At 48.1% G+C, this 18535-nt stretch carries 19 protein-coding genes; 11 read left to right on the top strand and 8 right to left on the bottom strand.

What is annotated here, in order from left to right; genetic code table 11:
* Positions 1–44 precede the first annotated feature (44 nt).
* The 6 genes from C1I60_RS20435 (at position 45) to C1I60_RS20410 (ending at position 7084) form a co-directional block, all read left to right on the top strand.
* Entirely contained in the window at positions 45–1511 is a 1467-nt protein-coding gene (locus tag C1I60_RS20435) for an efflux RND transporter periplasmic adaptor subunit (RefSeq protein ID WP_137063360.1), read from the top strand.
* A gap of 249 nt (positions 1512–1760) precedes the next feature.
* Positions 1761–2603 (top strand): STM4015 family protein, encoded by an 843-nt coding sequence (locus tag C1I60_RS20430; protein WP_137063359.1) that lies wholly within the window; start codon positions 1761–1763, stop codon positions 2601–2603.
* 19 nt (positions 2604–2622) lie between these two features.
* Positions 2623–3960 carry an STM4014 family protein gene (locus C1I60_RS20425; protein WP_137063358.1) on the top strand — a complete coding sequence of 446 codons (1338 nt, stop codon included), beginning with the start codon at positions 2623–2625 and terminating at the stop codon, positions 3958–3960.
* Positions 3957–4739 (top strand): STM4013/SEN3800 family hydrolase, encoded by a 783-nt coding sequence (locus C1I60_RS20420; protein ID WP_137063357.1) that lies wholly within the window; start codon positions 3957–3959, stop codon positions 4737–4739. Before C1I60_RS20425 ends, C1I60_RS20420 begins: the two co-directional genes overlap by 4 nt.
* A gap of 69 nt (positions 4740–4808) precedes the next feature.
* The gene (locus C1I60_RS20415) at positions 4809–6233 is read left to right on the top strand and encodes an STM4012 family radical SAM protein (RefSeq protein ID WP_137063356.1); all 1425 of its coding nucleotides are present in this window, start codon (positions 4809–4811) and stop codon (positions 6231–6233) included.
* Positions 6230–7084 (top strand): STM4011 family radical SAM protein, encoded by an 855-nt coding sequence (locus C1I60_RS20410; protein ID WP_137063355.1) that lies wholly within the window; start codon positions 6230–6232, stop codon positions 7082–7084. Before C1I60_RS20415 ends, C1I60_RS20410 begins: the two co-directional genes overlap by 4 nt.
* A gap of 156 nt (positions 7085–7240) precedes the next feature.
* Here C1I60_RS20410 and C1I60_RS26370 read toward each other — a convergent pair whose 3' ends face one another.
* The 7 genes from C1I60_RS26370 to C1I60_RS20380 form a co-directional block, all read right to left on the bottom strand.
* Positions 7241–7468 carry a hypothetical protein gene (locus C1I60_RS26370; RefSeq protein WP_353505571.1) on the bottom strand — a complete coding sequence of 76 codons (228 nt, stop codon included), beginning with the start codon at positions 7466–7468 and terminating at the stop codon, positions 7241–7243.
* A 32-nt stretch (positions 7469–7500) separates the two neighbouring features.
* The gene (locus C1I60_RS20405; protein ID WP_353505570.1) at positions 7501–8100 is read right to left on the bottom strand and encodes an MBL fold metallo-hydrolase; all 600 of its coding nucleotides are present in this window, start codon (positions 8098–8100) and stop codon (positions 7501–7503) included.
* Positions 8101–8145: 45 nt separating this feature from the next.
* Positions 8146–8775 carry a TetR/AcrR family transcriptional regulator gene (locus tag C1I60_RS20400; protein WP_170970859.1) on the bottom strand — a complete coding sequence of 210 codons (630 nt, stop codon included), beginning with the start codon at positions 8773–8775 and terminating at the stop codon, positions 8146–8148.
* A gap of 274 nt (positions 8776–9049) precedes the next feature.
* Positions 9050–9328, bottom strand: coding sequence for a YxcD family protein (locus tag C1I60_RS20395; protein WP_044647775.1), 279 nt, complete (start codon positions 9326–9328; stop codon positions 9050–9052).
* A gap of 3 nt (positions 9329–9331) precedes the next feature.
* A complete protein-coding gene (locus tag C1I60_RS20390; protein ID WP_137063353.1) occupies positions 9332–9787 on the bottom strand; it encodes a hypothetical protein in 456 nt (151 codons plus the stop codon).
* Between the two features lie 156 nt (positions 9788–9943).
* A complete protein-coding gene (locus tag C1I60_RS20385) occupies positions 9944–10510 on the bottom strand; it encodes a PadR family transcriptional regulator (protein WP_044647777.1) in 567 nt (188 codons plus the stop codon).
* 249 nt (positions 10511–10759) lie between these two features.
* Positions 10760–11323 (bottom strand): beta-class carbonic anhydrase, encoded by a 564-nt coding sequence (locus C1I60_RS20380; RefSeq protein WP_044647778.1) that lies wholly within the window; start codon positions 11321–11323, stop codon positions 10760–10762.
* Positions 11324–11578: 255 nt separating this feature from the next.
* Here C1I60_RS20380 and C1I60_RS20375 point away from each other — a divergent pair, with 255 nt between their 5' ends.
* The 5 genes from C1I60_RS20375 to C1I60_RS20355 all read left to right on the top strand — a co-directional run bounded on the left by C1I60_RS20375 (position 11579) and on the right by C1I60_RS20355 (position 17195).
* A complete protein-coding gene (locus C1I60_RS20375; protein ID WP_137063352.1) occupies positions 11579–13096 on the top strand; it encodes a carboxypeptidase M32 in 1518 nt (505 codons plus the stop codon).
* A gap of 268 nt (positions 13097–13364) precedes the next feature.
* Complete coding sequence (locus tag C1I60_RS20370; RefSeq protein WP_137063351.1) at positions 13365–14453, top strand: ABC transporter substrate-binding protein; 1089 nt, start codon at positions 13365–13367, stop codon at positions 14451–14453.
* Positions 14450–15262 (top strand): ABC transporter ATP-binding protein, encoded by an 813-nt coding sequence (locus C1I60_RS20365; protein WP_137063350.1) that lies wholly within the window; start codon positions 14450–14452, stop codon positions 15260–15262. Before C1I60_RS20370 ends, C1I60_RS20365 begins: the two co-directional genes overlap by 4 nt.
* 8 nt (positions 15263–15270) lie before the next feature.
* Positions 15271–16104: an ABC transporter permease gene (locus C1I60_RS20360; protein WP_137063867.1), complete on the top strand. Its 834-nt coding sequence runs from the start codon at positions 15271–15273 to the stop codon at positions 16102–16104.
* A 134-nt stretch (positions 16105–16238) separates the two neighbouring features.
* Positions 16239–17195, top strand: a complete 957-nt coding sequence (locus tag C1I60_RS20355; RefSeq protein ID WP_137063349.1) for an aromatic acid exporter family protein — start codon at positions 16239–16241, stop codon at positions 17193–17195.
* A 29-nt stretch (positions 17196–17224) separates the two neighbouring features.
* On the opposite strand, the gene C1I60_RS20350 is transcribed toward C1I60_RS20355, so the two are convergent.
* Positions 17225–18535 (bottom strand): amino acid permease, encoded by a 1311-nt coding sequence (locus C1I60_RS20350; protein WP_137063348.1) that lies wholly within the window; start codon positions 18533–18535, stop codon positions 17225–17227.

Raw genomic sequence — 18535 nt, 5'->3', positions numbered from 1 at the left:
GATGGCTTACATTATTTCCACGGACAGAAAGAAAGGAAATTATCATGAAAATATTGAGAGTAGAAAGTACATTAGCGGCCTTAGTGCTCGGCGGCGCAGTGCTGGCAGGCTGCTCCAGTAATAGCGGGGCGGCGCAGGATATGGTCGTTCCTGTCAAGATCAGCCAAGCGCAGCAGGGTATCATTGGGCAAGGGAACATTTATACAGGAACGGTAACACCTTCGGAGACGGTGAATATCGTTCCAAAAGTGGGCGGTAAAGTAGTTGAACTGCCTGTGGATATTGGCTCAGAGGTCAAAAAAGGTCAAGTGCTGTTCAAGCTTGATGACAAGGACATGCGGAATAATGTGGCGAAAGCCCGTGCCGCAGCAGCTGCGGCAGCAGCAGGAGTGAGTTCTGCTCAGGCATCCCATGAATCAACAATGGTTCAAGCCAACTCGGGCGTAGTACAATCCAAAAGTGGCGTGATTCAGTCCCAAAGCGCAATCAATCAGGCGCAGGGAGCCATTAATCAGGCTACTACAGCCGTAGAACAGGCAACACACGGCGTTTCCTCGGCGGCCAATACGGTGAAGCAAACGCAGCAAGCGCTGGTGGATGCTCAGAAAAATGTAACGCGCACTCAAAGCCTGTTTGATGCAGGTGCGAGTACTCAAGCACAATTGGAACAAGCAAAAACAGCCGTTGTGAACGCAGTAGCGGCATACAACAATGCGCAAAATGCCCAGGCTAATGCCCAGGACCAACTGGTGGCTGCTCAGAAGGCGCTCACTACGGCCCGTAACAGCTACGATTCTGCAAAAAACAGCTACAGTAATGCTAACAGCGGCTACAGCAATGCACAAAATCAACTGAAGGTATCTCAAAATACAGCGGTTATCGAGTCCAGCCAACAGTCTCTCAAGCAGGCACAGCTAAATGTGAGTATCGCTCAGGACGCACTTGACGATACTGTGATTACATCACCGATAAACGGTATTGTTGGTACGAAAAATGCAGAAGTAGGCGAAATGGTATCCGCTCAGGCTCCTGCGCTGGTCATTGCTAACCTGAGTACAGTTAATACACTGATCTATGTACCTGCTGAGCAGATCAACAATGTAAAAGCAGGCGACAAGGTACAGGTTCGTGTAGCAGCTTCCAATATTGTGACAACAGGTACAGTGAAAAATGTAAGCCCGTTGGATGCAAGTGGAAAAGGATATCCTGTGAAAATTTCGGTGGCAAATCCGGATGTGAAACTGAAATCCGGTATGCTGGCTGATATCAGCTTTGTCGCTGCGAATGCACAAGAAGGTATTGTCGTTCCTACCGCAGCGATTCAAAAGGATCAGGGCAAGCAATATGTATACGTTGTGAATGGTGACCATGCGAAACGCAAGGAAGTGAAGACGGTTCAGACGACAGGCTCACAAACACTGGTTACCAGTGGCTTGAGCAACGAAGAGAATGTAATCGTGAATAATCTAGCGTTGCTGTCGGATAACTCACCAATCACCATTAGCCAATAATTCGGCTTCAAAATCTAATGTATTATATAGTAGAGATTTATTAGGGAGTATAGGCGCAGGGCAGACTGGAGTAATTTTACCGGGCTGCCCTGTTTTGATTTCATTGCGCACATTTTACATAGGATTGATGTCGGTAGGGGTCTATTTTTGACGAACATTGGTATGATAGGATAGACTAAACTGGAAATAGATAGTTTATGAGATAGGGATTTATTACATTTTCAGATCAGTGATCGGAGGTATTACGAGATGGAAGTAAAGCTGGTTGTGGATTATGAAGCTTATGAGAAGGGTCAAACGATGGCCAATTTTATTGAAGAACTGGCAGTCAAGCCAGAGAGCGCAGAAATAACGGATTTGATTATTGGAGATTGGGGCGGAGCCTATGAACAATCGCCGGAGGATTTTATTCCGGTGCTGGTAAAGCACAAAGATCAATTTCCGAAGCTGCGTAAGCTGTTTATCGGGGATATGGAATATGACGAGTGTGAGGTTTCGTGGATTAATCAGACGAATCTGTCTCCGCTGTTGGAGGCGTTTCCAGCATTGGAATCCTTTTATGTTAAAGGAAGTCAGGACCTGAGCCTGGAACCATTGCGGCATAGCCACCTTCAGGAATTGGTTATTATTTGCGGAGGTTTGCCAGCGAGTGTTCTTCAGGAGATTCGTAATGCCGAGCTGCCAGAGCTGCGTAAGCTGGAGCTGTACTTGGGCGTGGATCAATACGGTTTTGACGGTGGTCTGGAGGACGTATTACCGTTCCTGAACGACAATCTTTTTCCCAAGCTGACCTATTTGGGGCTGAAGGATAGTGAAATACAGGATGAAATTGCGATTGCTGCGGCAAACGCAACTGCGATTGGACAACTGGAGGTACTTGATCTGTCTCAAGGCACGTTGTCCGATAAAGGGGCAGAGGCACTACTGGCTAGCGAAAGCATCAAAGGGCTGAAGCATCTGGATTTGAGCTATCACTATATGTCTGATGAAATGATGAGACGTTGGAAAAGCACAGGACTGTCTGTGAATGTGGAAGATCAGCAGCAAGCGGACGAGGAAGATGATTGGCGCTATCCATCGTTGACTGAGTAAGTGAGGTGAGGCGGCTTTTATGGTTGGGATATCAGACAGAAATGTCAACGAGCGGTTTATTTTGTTTGGCAATTCGGGGAATCGGCGGACCACAGGACTACAAGAGGCGCGAAGCAGATTGAAGCTGCCGCCAGCTGTTGAGATTTCCTATAAAAATGTGCTGGAAGCCATCCGTGAAAAACAAAGCTTGGGTGAACTGATGGCCCGAATAGCTATACAGTCTGCGTCAGACAGTGTAAATGCTAGTGTATATATGCAAGAGAGCATCTGTCAGTTAAAGACGGGGGCGGCGGACATTAGTCCGCTGCTTCGTCTGGATGCACCAGGCGAAAACTTTGAGATAGAGCGTGAACTGATTGCTTTGGGAGCCCCGGATGCGGAGGGAGACGATTCTTTGTTGCCGTGTGCGGAATTAGCATATGGCCCAGGCATATTGGCGGCAGAAGCACGAGGCCTACTGGAGCAGCACGGTCGCATTTGGCACCCGGCACAATGGTTCCGGGGATATTGCCGTCTGCTGGCATGGCTGCGGCAAGAAGCGGCCCAGCTGTGGCCCTCGTCGCGCTGGATGAATGATCCGACGGAAGTGGCTGTGATGTTCGACAAACGGCGTTGCAGCACCGTATTGGACAAGGCGGGCATAAGGGTTCCGCCTGTGCTTGCACCATTAGACGGTACCTTTCGTGATGTTGCTGATCTGCACGCAGCGATGAAGGAGAGCGGGGTTTACCGCCTGTTTGTGAAAATATTTTGCGGGTCCGGTGCTTCGGGTGTAATAGCCTATCAGGTGCATCCGCGGACACGGGCAGAACTGGCGGTAACCACCATCGGAACGGAAATCGTACACGGACAGCGCGTGTATTACAATGCCGGACGCTTGCGCCGTTATACGGACAAGCAGGACATTCATGCTACCCTGGGCTGGCTATGCTCGGAAGGGGTGCATGTGGAGCGCTGGATACCTAAAGCGAGTCTGAACGGACGTGTTTACGATGTACGCCAGCTCGTTTGTGGAGCAGAGGCTTGTCATGCCGTTTTGCGTTTGAGTCGGAGTCCGATTACGAATCTGCATTTGCGCAATGAACGGCTCTTGCTGGAGGGCGCTGGGTTGCCGCAGGATACGGTAGAATCGGTGCAGCAGACTGCGGAAGCCGCGATGAGCGCATTTCCAGCCTCTATGGTCGCTGGGCTGGATGTGCTGGTTCCGGCGCATGGCGGTCGTCCATACGTGCTGGATGTTAATCCGTTCGGTGACCTGCTATATCGTGTAAAGCATCAGGGATGGAATCCATATGAATGGGAAATGCTGCATCTCGCCAATGGGACTGCAACTTTGGAAAGGAAAGACTCGTTATGACCGATATGAATCAGATTGTCGGTTCTCATGATATTGTCATGATTACGCTCGACACGCTGCGTTACGATGTAGCCAAGCTGGAGGAGGAGAACTGTCCGAATCTATGCGAGTCTGGACCATGGGAAAAACGCCATACGCCGGGCAGCTTTACCTATGCTGCACATCATGCGTTTTTTGGCGGATTTTTGCCTACACCGGCTAATACGGATAAGGCCTCCCACATACGGCTGTTTCATACAAAGGATACGGGACTGCGGACGCATCCGCATACGTGGCTGTTTGATGCACCGGATATTGTATCCGGGCTGGCGGGTGAGGGGTATCGAACAATCTGCATCGGCGGCGTTATTTTTTTTACGAAAAAAAACAAGCTTGCCAAGGTGCTGCCGGGGTATTTTCAGGAAAGCTACTGGCGTATGACCTTCGGCGTTACGAATCCCCGTTCAACCGAGCATCAGGTGAATCATGCCCTTAAGCTGCTGGAGAAGGCGGACCCGGCGCAGCGGCTGTTTTTGTTCCTGAATGTATCAGCTATTCATGGCCCTAATCACTATTTTCTGGAGTGCTCAGCTAAGGATTCGGTGGAGTCCCAACGTGTAGCCTTGCGTTATGTGGATGGGCAGCTTGGGCGTTTGTTTGATGCTTTACGAGAACGGGGAAAGACGTTTTGCATGGCCTTTTCCGATCATGGTACGGCTTATGGGGAAGACGGCTACGAAGGGCATCGTCTAGCTCATGAGGTAGTATGGAATGTGCCTTACCGCGAATTTGTGTTGTAAGGTACAAGAAATTTTAGATTGCACTGGTAAAATGTAAAGAAATCAATCCAGCGCGAGGAGGGAGCAGAAATGAAAGCCATGAATTTGAATCACTCGCTTCTAACGGGAGCAGAAGGCAATCCCTCTGCGGGGCTGGACGCAGGCTCAGCATCAGGGTCTCCATGGCCTGAGAACCCTGCCCAATGGGCACGTACGATCCGTGAAGCTCCCTACCGCTCCTATTTGTACTCTTATCCGCATAAAACGGCCTATCGGCCGTTTGATACACCGCTCTCACTGCAAGAGTTGTGGGAGAAGGAGGAGCTGGAGAGCTATTTTTTGTATATGCATATTCCGTTTTGCGCGGCTCGTTGTGGATTCTGTAACCTGTTCACTTTGCCTGACAAGCGGCTGGATGTGCATAAGGAGTATGTGAATGCGCTTGAAAGACAAGCCCGACAATGGGCGCCAATCATGGGTGGTCGGCCGTTTTCACGCTTTGCGATCGGCGGCGGTACGCCAACCTTGCTGGAGGCTCCTTTGGTCGAACGATTGTTTGACATTGCGGAAAATATAATGGGTTTAGACCCGGAACATGCTTCCATTTCGGTGGAAACGTCGCCGGATACGGTAACCGAAGATCGGCTGGAGGTGCTCAAGCGCCGCCGAACGGACCGTGTCAGCATGGGGATCCAGAGCTTTGTGGAGTCGGAGAGTGCGGCCATATACCGCCCTCAGAAGCCCAAGCTTGTACGAGAAGCGCTTGCGCGGCTGGTGGAGTACGATTTTCCGCTGTTGAACGTGGATCTGATCTATGGTCTCCCCGGTCAAACGGTGGAAACGTGGCTGTACTCTCTGGAAGAGGCATTATCTTACGCACCGGGTGAAATTTTTATTTACCCATTATACATTCGGGAAAATACGATTTTAAAGCCGGGCTATACCGGGCTGGATCATGATATTCGTCTCAGCTTGTACGAAGTAGCACGTGAAAGACTCAAACAGGCGGGATATGTACAATATTCCATGCGCCGTTTTGCCAAAAATGATGATGCACTCGGCAAGGAGCTGCTGCCATACAGCTGTCAGGAGGAAGGCATGGCCGGTCTGGGCTGCGGTGCGCGCTCCTATACGCGTAATGTTCACTATGCTAGCCGATACGGTGTTAGTACAGCCGCAACGCGCGGTATTATTGCTGATTATGTCGCCGCCGAGCGCCATGATCTGGCTGACTACGGTTTTATTTTAAATGTGGAGGAGAGCAAGCGGCGTTTTATTCTGAAGGCACTTCTCCATCGTGAAGGTCTGGAGCTATCTGCTTACGCCGCGCGCTTCGATGCGTCTCTGGCGGATGATTTTGCAGGAATGTCCTTGTTATTGGAATCTGGTATGGCGGTGGTTGTGGACGACACACTGCGACTGACCGAGGAAGGAATGGCTTATTCCGATGCGATTGGCGACTGGATGATATCCACGGCAGTACGGGAGCGGATGGAAGGCTACGTAGGCGCATGAGAGCAACCCTATATTATCGTGGCTCGTTGACTTCGTGCAACTATGCTTGCCCTTACTGCCCGTTCAGCAAAAACGTGGATAGCCGTGAAACATTGAACAAGGATCGGGCGCAACTGGAGCGTTTTGCCGATTGGGTACGGGAACAGGGAACTTTGGGGCATCGACTATCCATATTTTTCAATCCGTATGGAGAAGCTCTCATTCATTCCTGGTACCGCAAGACCATGATTGAGTTTTCCCATATGGCGCATGTGGATAAAGTGGCTGTACAGACGAACCTGTCCGCTAAGCTGGATTGGGCCAGGGAACTGAATCCGAGGACGGCTGCGCTGTGGGCGACGTATCATCCGGGAGAGACGAAGGAGACGGCTTTTATATCTCAAGGTATGAAGCTATATGAACTTGGTATTTCCTACAGTGTCGGCACCGTGGGACTGAGACAGGCTTTTCCCGCTATTCATTCCTTGCGATCACAGCTTCCGAAGGATGTTTATTTGTGGGTCAACGCTTACAAGGATCGACCACATTATTATACCGATGCCGAGATTGCTGAATTAACGTCTATAGATCCCTATTTCCAATGGAATTTGCAGGATTACAGTAGTCAGGGGCGGGCGTGTCGCGCTGGAGAGGATGTATTTTACATACAGGGTGACGGACGTGTAAAACATTGCTACCAGGATCGACGAGTACTTGGTCACTTGTACAGAGATGGCCTTGAAGGACTAAGTGCCAAGCGGCCGTGCCGTATGAAGGAATGCGGCTGTTATATCGGGTACATTCATATGGAGGAGCAACCGTTTCGGGAAATGTACGGTCGCGGCTTGCTCGAAAGGGTGCCGCAAAGGTAGATGAATTCAAACTTCTAATGGTAGCTAAAATACTGTAGTGTGGTATACCGATTTGACTAATGCAAATGAGCCCATCACCGATTGCTTGGCAGTTGATTTATTTCCAATTGGCATCGGGATGGGCTTTTGCTTAACGCCCCCCAAAGATATGACTCATCATAACACAATCGTATGCGGCTTAATGTCTGGGTCATGATTAGCGATCACTTCTATACAGTTAGGTTCATTACTCATATGTTTGACCCACTTCAACGATTCAATGGCCTGTTGTTTATTAACAAGTACACCCTGAAGAATCATTTCCTCCCAAGACTTTTTTGCATATCCTGTATCGCTAGTTAAGAGAACAAATTTCCCGTTATTTTTTACAATAGTAGCTGACAAACCATGGGAATGACCAGGAGTGTGCACAAAAATTAAAGATTCATCACCAAATAAGTCAAATGACATTGTTGTGGACCATATTCTGATGGTTTAAAAGAGAAGGTCCTGATCGGGACTCCTTCCCACATATGTTGTAAGTAGCGATGTTTGCTTTTGGGCGCGGCTTCCCATTCAATGTCACTAGTCAAAATATTCTTAGCTTTGCTTACCAGTTTAATACCGCTCGCATGATCAATATCGAGATGGCTTAAAATGACATAATCTAAATTCTTTATTTTCACACCCAAATTCTGAAGTTGTTCATCAATTGCCTGACCTTCTGGAAGAATAGCTTTATTAATTTGGTAGTGAATTCTACCCATGTATTTGCGCTGATCTTTACGTACATCGGTGTGCCAACCGGTATCAATTAATACGAGGCCCTTAGGATGTTCGATTAAATAAGCGGAAACAGGCAGCTTATTCTGATATTTTTTTGACCTGAAAATCCCTGTAAAAGCAATAGGGTTGAGTGTGTTTTGGTTAAATGGCAGAGCCATGTCGGTTTGAACTTGGCCGCAGTGCAGTACATGAATTTTAATCGTTTCAGACATTATAATAACCTCAGCTTTCGTCAGCAATTTAAATTTCATTAACCGGTTGTTGAATTTAATTTCCTATTAAATCCCTTGACACGATTATGATGTCAAGGGGTTCCATAAATCGAGCATATGATCAATAATTTGTTCCCTGGTAATATCTCTGGAAAGGTCGCTTAATAATTCAATATTGATCAATTTGCTTACAATATCCTGTATACTCATAGACATGAACTGTTTAGCTGCAATTTCAAAGTTCATTTTACGTACTTCGCCTTTTTCATATCTTCTCTGCAAAAAGCCTGCGAACCATTGGAGCCGCTCATGAAGTAAATTTGAAAGGTGAATGGTTTCAGAAAGCTCCATCACATCACTTTCTCTGAACAAAATACGCATGAGTTCTATGTCCCCCGTAAACAATTCATTTCCCAATTCATATATCTTTTTCAATGCTTCCTTTAATGGAAGGGATTCTAAATCTGAATTAGATGAATTAAGTTTTCCTAGTTGTTCTTCGAATCCTTCTTGAATAAGAACAGTCAGCAATTCTCTTTTCCCACCAGGAAAATAATGATACAAAATGCCATCTGCCATATTTAATGCTCTATGAATGCTTCTTACTGTAGTTTTATGATAGCCTTCCCTAAAAAACAGTATTTTAGCTTGTTGCAGAATTTTTCGACGTGTTTCTGCAGCTTGGATCTGTCGAGAGTTTTTTGGAGTATGCACTACATACATCATCTTCTTTCATATTCATTAACCGTCCGTTGAATGAAATATATAATAATTAAATTAAAGTGTCAACCGCATTAAGTGCCTGATCAATAAATAAGGATGTGGCTGGGCCTTACTGGAGCTACGTACTTCACACTATATTTCCACATTTCGAAGAAGCTATAACAAAAAACGGTGTCAAAAAAAGAACCGACCCTTGCATCAAGCAAAGGTCGGTTCTGATGTTGTATAGCGTGCTTAGCACGACTAATCTATGCGAAATGCAGAGTTAGTTCTGGACAATGGCTGTAATTTCTTCGTCCAGATCCAGTCTGACCTGCTCGCGATAGGCACGGATATTGTACTCGGAATGCAGGTATCTCAAGATGGCCTCGATCATGTTGGCTTCCACCAGATACTGGCTGCGACCCTGTACATGGACTTCTGCTGAGTATCCTGTATCCTCTTCCCAGCTTAATTCTACTGTCACATCAGTGGGCTGGACGCCTTTGCGTTCAGCCATATGCAGACAGATGGCGTTTACAATTTCATCCATACTTAAAATCATAACTTAGTAACGTCCTCCACGGGAATCATCAGGTCTGCGACGATTTTTAATAGCACGGTAGATACCTACTCCGACCATGATCAGGACGTATATAGCGAGAATGTTGACCGCAAGGCCAAGCAAGCTGCCCAGTGCGCCCATGTTGCCAAACAGTCCGCCGAAGAGCATACCTGCCAAACCACCCAGCATCATGCCTTTCAGGAATCCGCCGCCACCGCCAAGAAATCCACCCGTTCTGCTTGCATTACCGGCAGTTGCACTGGATTTGGTTCCGCTATCAGACTTATTGACTCCGTTGTTGTTAGTGGCCTTGCTCGGTGTAGATTGGTACGTTTTTGGCCCGGATTTAAATCCGCCGCCTCGCCTCGCGTCGGCTGTAGATGGTGCGACCATAACAATCAGCAGGGTAAAGGCCATCATCAGCATCATCATATTTTTCAAAGTAAATGTTTTTTTCATGTAAATATAATCCCCCTTGGTATGTTGGTTTGATATAGGTCAAACAGCCGCTTACCAGTAATACGAAACGGATAGAAAAGGGTTTCAAAAAATTTAAAACATTCAAATTTTATTGATATATAAAGCCTATGCATGATTGGACTAAAGCATTCAGTCTTATGGTTTAAGTGAAAATGGATTAGTGTCCGCTCTTACATCTCCGGCAAGCAACATACGGAGTACCATTTGGCACCACTCCAGACCCGCTTTGGCATTCATAAGCCCTTTTTGCACGAGAATGTAATCGCCGAAGTTTTTGCTGCCAAAATGCAGATCCTCGTCGGGAATGTCGTTCAGAATATCCTCAAGGTGCCGTATTCGCTGGATGAAATGACGTTTGCGTTCCTCCAGCATACGGTTGGCACTGCTTTTGTCCGTCAGCCAGAGACAGAACAGCCGCAGGCTTAATTCGTCCCGTGTGACCGGAGCGGCCAGTGATTCCTGGGACCATTGCTGAAGCATATGAATTCCCTTGTCTGTAATGGTATACATTTTTTTATCAGGTTTGTCGGACTGCTGAATCCAGCGGGAAGCAAGCAATTCCTTGCTTTCCATACGCGCTAGCAGTGGATAGATCTGACTGTGCTTAGCCTGCCAAAAAGGCTGGATACGCAGCATCAGATCATAGCCGGAGGATTCTTCTCTGGCGAGAAGGCCCAACAGACCATACGATAGTAAATTCATAGATTTTATCTCCTTCATCCATCTTAGTAACGGTTATAACGGCTCTACGGCAGGTGTTCTGCCGCTTCATGAAAAGTGTACACTGAAACTGTATGGTTTGACAACTTTCAGATAGGTCGTTCACAGGTTAGCCAAAATTAACTCGGATCATCATACACTCATATGTGCTTATTTTCATAAAAAAGAGGGTATTTTTAGGTCGTAAAGTACGTCCTAAAAATACCCTTTTTAATGTTAATTATAGGATTTTCACTGCTTATTTCCATCAACAACCAGCGTTAGCTCCCCGGTGTCCGGATGGATGACCATACCGTGAACAGGCGCATTAGGCGGGAGCAAGGGGTGATTCTTAATAAGCTTTACGGTACTTCTAACCCCTTCCTCAATGTTGTCAAAACCTTTCAGCCATTTGTTTAGTTTAATCCCTGAATTTTCCAGAGTGCTCAGTACCTCTTGTGAAATCCCGCGCTCCAGCATTTCATTGACCATGTGGTCGGCATTCAGCGCGGCCATACCGCATTCGTAATGGCCTATGACGAGCACTTCATCCGCTTCCAGCTCATACAGGGCAACGAGCACACTACGCATAACGCTTCCAAAAGGCTGGGAGATAATCGCACCCGCATTTTTAATAATTTTGACATCGCCGTTGCGCAGATTCATGGCTTTGGGCAGCAGTTCAGTCAGACGCGTATCCATACAGGTAATGATGACCATCCTTTTATTGGGGAACTTGCCTGTACGATAGGCTTCGTATTCTTTGTTTTCCACGAAAACGCGGTTGTATTCCAAAATCTCTTTGATGTGATCCACGATTGTTCCCTCCGTATGCTATTTAATGTTGAACTATTTTTTGCAGCAGACCAGTATGGAAAAAGCCTAATCCAGGTTTTAGCAGGCCAGAAATCAGGTTTTACCCCTTGACAAATATGTACTATCTGACAGTTTTTCAAAGCCTTCAGGAGCTGTCGCAAATGTTGTGTGTTGATTATACTTTTTAATATAAGTATCATCAAGTATAAGAAGTATAAAGTTTTATCCATTTTAGATAAAGAGGTGACCTCGATTATGGCGCAACAGACGTTGGACCAATTGGCAGCTTTAAAAGAACTAGCACACAAAATCAAAAGTTATGGCGAGGCCGTGGGCTTGATGCACTGGGACTTACGAACAGGTGCTCCGCGCAAGGGCGTTGATATTCGTTCGGAAACGTTGGGTATGTTGTCCACTGAGATGTTCAAGCTGATTATTTCGGGTGAAATGGGACAATTGCTGCAATTTTTTACCGCAGAAGACAAACTGGAGCAATTGGAGGACAATGATCGCAGATTGGTGGAGGAATGCCGCAAAAATTATGAGCTGAACCGCTCGGTTCCGGCTGACCGTTATCGGGAATACAGCGTACTCGCAGCTCAGGCGGAGAGCAAGTGGGAGGATGCCAAGGAACATAGCAATTTTGCCGAATTCGAGCCTTATTTGTCTAAAATCGTAGAGATGAAACGTGAGTTTATCGGTTATTGGGGAGTCAAGGATACGGAATACGACACGCTTTTGGATCAATATGAGCCGGGGATGACGGTTGAAAAGCTGGATGCTGTGTTTGATCGTCTCAAAAAGCGTCTTGTGCCGCTGTTGTCTAAAATTCAGGCTTCACCCAATCAGCCCGATAAGAGCTTTCTGGACGGTGTGTTTGATGTGAAGCAGCAAGAGAAGTTCGGCCTGTTCATTTTGAAACAGATGGGTTATGACTTCGACGCAGGTCGTTTGGATGAGAGCGTGCATCCTTTTGCGACAGGATTAAATCCGGGCGATGTGCGCATAACCACACATTATTTGCAAGATGATGTGACTAGCGCGATTTTCAGCTCATTGCATGAAGGCGGTCATGCGCTGTATGAGCAAAATATTGCGCCTGAGCTGGCAGGATCGCTGCTTTCTGAAGGAACCTCCATGGGGATACATGAATCCCAGTCTCGCTTGTGGGAAAATATGATTGGACGCAGCCATGCTTTTTGGGATCGATATTATGCTGACTTGCAAAAGCATTTTCCAGACCGTCTGGCAAAGGTCACAGCAGAACAGTTCTACCTGGCCGTTAATCGTGTGGAAAATTCACTGATTCGTATTGAAGCGGATGAGCTGACATATAATTTACATATCATTATCCGCTACGAAATTGAAAAAATGCTGTTTAATGAAAAGCTGGATGTGAAGCGCCTTCCAGAAGTATGGAATGCAAAATATAAGGAATATCTGGGACTTCTTCCGCCGAATGACGGGCTTGGCGTTCTTCAAGACGTTCACTGGTCCGGTGGTGATTTTGGTTATTTTGCCTCTTACTCGCTTGGCAATATGTATGCAGCGCAAATTTTGGCGACACTGCGCAAGGAGCTGCCAAATCTGGATGAGCTGATTGCTGCTGGAGAGTTGGAGCCGATCAAGCAATGGCTGATCGAACGGATCTACCGTTACGGCAAGAGCCGGACGCCGTCCGAGCTGATTGTAGCCATTACGGGCGAGGATCTAAACCCGGATTATCTGGCTGATTATCTGGAAGAAAAATATACCTCCATATACAAGCTGTGATTTACAAGCTATAACATCATCATTTGTGCATCTACCCCGCGTTCCTGGGCGAACGTGGGGTTTTTGTGTGCGATTAACCATTGAGTAGGCAGCCGCATAACAATATATGAAGTTGAATCCATTTCATAAATGATTAAGCCAACGAAATGTATACTACATATAGACAAACTAAACCATTTTGATCTATATGTACTCTTGATTAAAGCTACTGAGGGTATTATGAAATTGATTCAGTCTATAATGCAAAAAAGGTGGGGAGGGAACAGGGATGAATATCGGCGCTCGTTTCAAAGCTGTGGCGGCTGCGGCAGTGCTCGGGTTGCTGCTGCTCGGCGGGTGCGCACCCAAAGGGGAGCAGACGATTGAGATTAGACTGGGCGAAGTAGCCCGAACGGTCTTTTATGCGCCACAGTATGTAGCCTTGAGCCAGGGGATGTTTGCTCAGGAGGGGCTGAATGTCCAACTGGCGACGATTCCCGGTGGCGACAAGACGATGACGGCGTTGCTGTCCAATCAGGCGGATATCGCACTTATCGGTGCGGAAACATCTATTTATGTGTATCAGCAAGGGGCAGAGGACCCCATCATTAATTTTGCCCAATTGACGCAGACGGACGGAACCTTTCTGTTTGCCCGGCAAACGCAGGCTAGCTTTGATTGGGAAAAGCTGAAGGGACAAAATTTTCTTGGTCAAAGAAAGGGCGGAATGCCACAAATGTCGTTGGAATTTGCACTGCGCAAACACGGCATTGACCCACACAAGGATTTGAAGCTGATTCAAAATATTGATTTTGCCAATGTTGCCTCTGCTTTCGGTTCCGGTACAGGGGATTATGTGCAGTTATTCGAGCCACAGGCGTCTATTTTCGAAAAAGAAGGCCGGGGACGGGTAGTGGCCTCCATTGGTGTGGAGAGCGGCGAGCTACCCTATACCGTATATATGGCGAAACAAAGCTATCTGAACGAGAATGGCGAGATCGTACAAAAATTTACGAAGGCTGTATACCAGGCACAGAAGTGGATTGCCACGCATTCACCTGAGCAGATTGCCGAAGCCATTATGCCCTATTTCAAGGACACAGATCTGGCGGTTCTGACCAGTAGTGTCAAGCGTTACAAGGAACAAGGCACCTATGCTGTGAACCCAATAATTGATGAAAATGAATGGAAAAATTTGCAGGATGTCATGGCTTCGGCGGGTGAATTGAAAAGCCCGGTTGCGCTGGATCAACTGGTGAACCGAAGCTTTGCAGAGAAGGTGATTGCAGCAGGCTCATCGGGGAACGCCGACCAGCTTGCAAAAGCGGGAACAAATGGAGCCGCTGATACAGGCGTAGACGCCGGAGGCTCGCCATGACAGAAGAACGGAGTTGTCTTATTTCGGATGCAACGGTCCCGGTGGTGGAGCTGAAGCAAGTAACGCATGTGTATGTAACAGACCGGGAGGCCTCGCTGGCGGTTGAGGATATCAACTTCGCTGTAGGGACAGGAGAGTTTATCAGTTTGGTTGGCCCAAGCGGCTGCGGCAAAACGACAATCCTGTCCATGATCGCTGGGTTATTGCGCCCGGCGGCGGGTCAGGTGCTGCTGCAAGGTCAGCCTGTAAATGGTCCGAGTCCGGAGGTCGGCTACATGTTGCAGCAGGATTACCTGTTTCCGTGGCGTACGATCATGGATAATGCGCTGCTGGGTCTGGAGCTGGGCAACCGGGTAGATGAGGACTCGCGTGAACGGACCCGACTGCTGCTGGAGGGCATGGGGCTGGAAGGGAAGGAGCATCTGCATCCGTCCCAGTTATCCGGGGGGATGCGCCAGCGTGTGGCGCTGGTACGGACGCTGGCGACCAATCCAGGACTTCTGCTGCTGGATGAACCGTTCTCTGCGCTGGATTATCAGACCAAGCTCCAGTTGGAAGACCTGATTGCCGAAACCTTGCGTGAGCGGAGGAAAACAGCTATTTTGGTCACACACGACTTGGCGGAGGCGATTGCGGTTAGCGACCGGATTATTGTGCTGGGCCGAAATCCGGGTCACATCCGGCGTACCTTTGAAATTCCGGATTCCATCCGCGAAGCTCAGCCTTTTTATGCGCGCGAGCAGCCGGGCTTTAATGAGCTTTTTCATGAAATATGGGGTGAACTGGAGGCTTCGGGAGCAAAGGAGTGAGTAGAAAAGTGAAGGACGAAGCGGATCGGCTCGAACAGCGATGGATTCAAGGGCTGCATCAGGAGTATCAGCGCAGCAGGCGCTCGGAGCGACGGTTGGTAACGGGTGTACAGACAGCTATTGTAGTATTTTTATTTGTGTTGTGGGAAATTGCGGGTCGGATGAAATGGATTGATGTACTGCTGTTTAGCTATCCAAGCAAAATATTTACCCAAATAGGCAAGGATGCGGTCAGTGGCGAGCTGTGGGGGCATGTCGGTGTCACGGTTGGAGAAACGTTAGCGGGTTTTTTACTGGGGACGCTGCTGGGAACACTGCTGGCTGTGCTGATCTGGTGGTCGCCGTTTCTGTCAAAGGTACTGGACCCCTATATGGTTGTCTTCAACAGTATGCCCAAGGTGGCGTTGGGGCCGATTTTTATCGTCATGTTCGGAGCCGGATTTACCGCTATTCTAATGACGACCCTCTCGATTACGGTCATTATTACGACGTTAGTCGTGTATAACAGCTTTCAGGAAGTAGATTCGAATCTGATCAAGGTGGTTCGCACATTTGGTGGATCGCGACGCGATACGTTTAGCAAGGTGATTTTGCCTGCATCCTTTCCAGCTATCGTCTCTACACTAAAGGTGAATGTCGGCATGGCCTGGGTTGGCGTGATCGTCGGTGAATTTCTGGTAGCTAAAAACGGGTTGGGCTATTTGATCATCTACGGCTTCCAGGTGTTCAATTTCACGCTGGTGATGTCCAGTTTACTTATCATTGCGGTCGTAGCGACATTGATGTATCAGGCGGTCGTGTATGTGGAGCGACTGTTGCTGTCTGATCGTCCTCAGCGATAAGAATCAAACTTCTATACATTTCAGGATTTAGCAGACCTCATTTGTGTAAAACGTGAAAATAAAGTACCATGAAAATGAAAATGATTCAAAGTTTTACGAAAACAGATTTCATCCAGAGAGGACAGAATTTTTTCATGGGCTTTCGTACGATTAAAACGGCTATTGCCGCATTAATGGCCGTACTCATTGCGGATGGTTTTGGCATTCATGGAGCCACCTCGGCAGGGCTTTTGGCTATTTTGGGGGTGGATGTCACTCGCAAGAGAAGTCTCCGTACCATTTCGGCGAGATTTTTTGCATCCGTCGTGGGGCTTCTTTTTGCTTGTGTTTTGTTTGTTGTATTCGGATTCCATGATTGGGTACTGGCATTATATATTTTAACGGCGTTTCCGGTCATTGTACGGGTAGGCTTTAAAGAAGGAATCGTCACGGGTTCAGTCGTTGTGTTCCGTGTATTTAGCGGCGGTGAGATTGATATGCAGGTGCTAATGACTCAATTGTATCTGCTGGTCATCGGACTAGGGTCTGCGATGGTTGTCAATCTGGCCTACATGCCGCGCTCTGATAACACGATGCAGCAAATCCGGCAGGAGGTGGACCGGACGTTTTCCATTATATTCAGAAATATGGCCAATACATTACGCAGTCCGGCATACATATGGGATGGCAAGGAAGTTATAGAAGCGAGCAATGTCATCGCCAAAGGAGTGACCGAGGCGGGGCGTTCATTGGAAAATCAGATGCTTCGTCCGCAAGAGGGCTGGAATGTGTATTTTTATATGCGCAGGGAACAACTGGATTCGATTCAAAATATGATGCAGCTAATCTCGCAGATGTACCAGCATATGCCGCAGGCTAAACTTTTGGCCGAGCTATTCGATCAGCTCAGCAATGACGTTCTGGCTGGACATTATACGGGGAAGACGGAGAAGCTGTTGGAGCAGGTGCGTGAGGAATTTAAAAAAATGGAGCTTCCCGCAACCCGGGAGGAGTTCGAAATTCGTTCGACACTGTTGCAGCTTACACATGAATTACATCAGTATTTAAAAATTGCTAAAAAGGACAAGGCCCCCACTCCAGTCAAAGCTTAGAATCGAGGCCCAATCTAAACGGCTACTGTCTAATGATGAACAGTAGCTTTTTCTTTTTCAGTGATGACGGACGGCGCAGGCAGGGTTCGTTTGTGCTGAATCCGACCTGCGATCCATAAGGCAACGGTGATCAGGCAAGGATAAAGCATGGCCCAGCCGACAAAGGGGAACACCACCGCCGTCGAGATGAATGACACCCAACTAATGGCTACGCCCCAGCGATTACCCCGTAGCAGCTTGATGCCCGCAGCACACCCGCCCAGATAGGTCAGGATAAAGGTGGCGTTGGGGAACTGGATCAGGTTGGTAAGTGAAACAGTACCGCTACCGTAAAGAGACATAATGACGACGAAACAAAGGAAGAGAAACGCGATACCCCCAATTGGCGTTTGAAAACGTCGGGACAAGATACCCATCCAGCGGAAGGCGTGGCCTTGCCGGGATAAGGCATACGCGACGCGTGAAGCAGCACCTACATAAGCGATAATCGTAGCTGTACAAATAAAGATGCCCGTCAGGCCAGCGATCACTGCGCCCCACGGACCAATGGCCCGGCTAATCACCCATACGAGCGAAGCGTCTGATCCGCCTGCAAGGTAACTTTGTGTCCCGACTGTAACCAGTGCAGTAAGAAAATAAAGCAGGCCAACGATGATGGCTGCAACGGTGACACCCTTAACAGCCGCCCGCTGAGGATTGGTGAATTCTTCTGACAAATGGGAGACGGCCTCCCAGCCGATGAAGCACCAGAACAGAATCGCGGCCGCCTGACCGACAGGAAGCCAGCCGTGCGGAGCAAACGGTGTGAAGTGTACCGGTTTCATTTGTGGTATTGCTGCGGCAATGGCGAAGATCAGGACAGCAACAATAGCAATAACAACCGCAATCTGAATACGTCCCGCAACCTTCATCCCGACCCAGTTAATGATCAGTCCAACCGCCAGCATGGCTGCGGCCAGCAGAATGCGGCTTTCCTCTCCCCAGCCCATGGCGGCGGTCATATAGCCAGCTCCCGTGAGTGCGGCAACAGGCGCCCCAATCGGAACTGACATCAGAAAAAACCACCCGATATAAGAGCCTGCACGCGGTGAAAAAGCCAGCGTAACAAAATGCGATACCCCTCCAGCGCTCGGGAATTTGGCGGACAGCAGTCCCATGGACAAGGCCATGGGCAAGATGAGCAGGGTCATAAAGCCCCATGCCAATAGGGATGCCGGACCCGCCATTTCGGCGGCAAGACCGGGTACAATCAGTATCCCCGAACCCAGCACCGCCCCGATATATAGCGCAATGGCCTGTGGAAGACCAATGGTGGATTGTAATTTATGTTCATTTGTCAT

The organism is Paenibacillus terrae, assembly GCF_005217525.1.
In the GTDB taxonomy this organism is placed as follows: domain Bacteria; phylum Bacillota; class Bacilli; order Paenibacillales; family Paenibacillaceae; genus Paenibacillus; species Paenibacillus terrae_C.
The sequence above is the reverse complement of the archived record's forward strand: the minus strand, read 5'-3'. Positions and strand labels throughout refer to the sequence as shown.

What these genes read in the sequence shown, in the direction of transcription:
- C1I60_RS20370 (WP_137063351.1), top strand. Translation starts at nt 13,365, where the DNA reads ATGAATATCGGCGCTCGTTTCAAAGCTGTGGCGGCTGCGGCAGTGCTC.
- C1I60_RS20390 (WP_137063353.1), bottom strand. Translation starts at nt 9,787, where the DNA reads ATGAAAAAAACATTTACTTTGAAAAATATGATGATGCTGATGATGGCC.
- C1I60_RS20415 (WP_137063356.1), top strand. Translation starts at nt 4,809, where the DNA reads ATGAAAGCCATGAATTTGAATCACTCGCTTCTAACGGGAGCAGAAGGC.
- C1I60_RS20430 (WP_137063359.1), top strand. Translation starts at nt 1,761, where the DNA reads ATGGAAGTAAAGCTGGTTGTGGATTATGAAGCTTATGAGAAGGGTCAA.
- C1I60_RS20410 (WP_137063355.1), top strand. Translation starts at nt 6,230, where the DNA reads ATGAGAGCAACCCTATATTATCGTGGCTCGTTGACTTCGTGCAACTAT.
- C1I60_RS20355 (WP_137063349.1), top strand. Translation starts at nt 16,239, where the DNA reads ATGGGCTTTCGTACGATTAAAACGGCTATTGCCGCATTAATGGCCGTA.
- C1I60_RS20435 (WP_137063360.1), top strand. Translation starts at nt 45, where the DNA reads ATGAAAATATTGAGAGTAGAAAGTACATTAGCGGCCTTAGTGCTCGGC.
- C1I60_RS20350 (WP_137063348.1), bottom strand. Translation starts at nt 18,535, where the DNA reads ATGACAAATGAACATAAATTACAATCCACCATTGGTCTTCCACAGGCC.
- C1I60_RS20425 (WP_137063358.1), top strand. Translation starts at nt 2,623, where the DNA reads ATGGTTGGGATATCAGACAGAAATGTCAACGAGCGGTTTATTTTGTTT.
- C1I60_RS20375 (WP_137063352.1), top strand. Translation starts at nt 11,579, where the DNA reads ATGGCGCAACAGACGTTGGACCAATTGGCAGCTTTAAAAGAACTAGCA.
- C1I60_RS20405 (WP_353505570.1), bottom strand. Translation starts at nt 8,100, where the DNA reads ATGAAATTTAAATTGCTGACGAAAGCTGAGGTTATTATAATGTCTGAA.
- C1I60_RS20420 (WP_137063357.1), top strand. Translation starts at nt 3,957, where the DNA reads ATGACCGATATGAATCAGATTGTCGGTTCTCATGATATTGTCATGATT.
- C1I60_RS20385 (WP_044647777.1), bottom strand. Translation starts at nt 10,510, where the DNA reads ATGAATTTACTATCGTATGGTCTGTTGGGCCTTCTCGCCAGAGAAGAA.
- C1I60_RS20365 (WP_137063350.1), top strand. Translation starts at nt 14,450, where the DNA reads ATGACAGAAGAACGGAGTTGTCTTATTTCGGATGCAACGGTCCCGGTG.
- C1I60_RS20395 (WP_044647775.1), bottom strand. Translation starts at nt 9,328, where the DNA reads ATGATTTTAAGTATGGATGAAATTGTAAACGCCATCTGTCTGCATATG.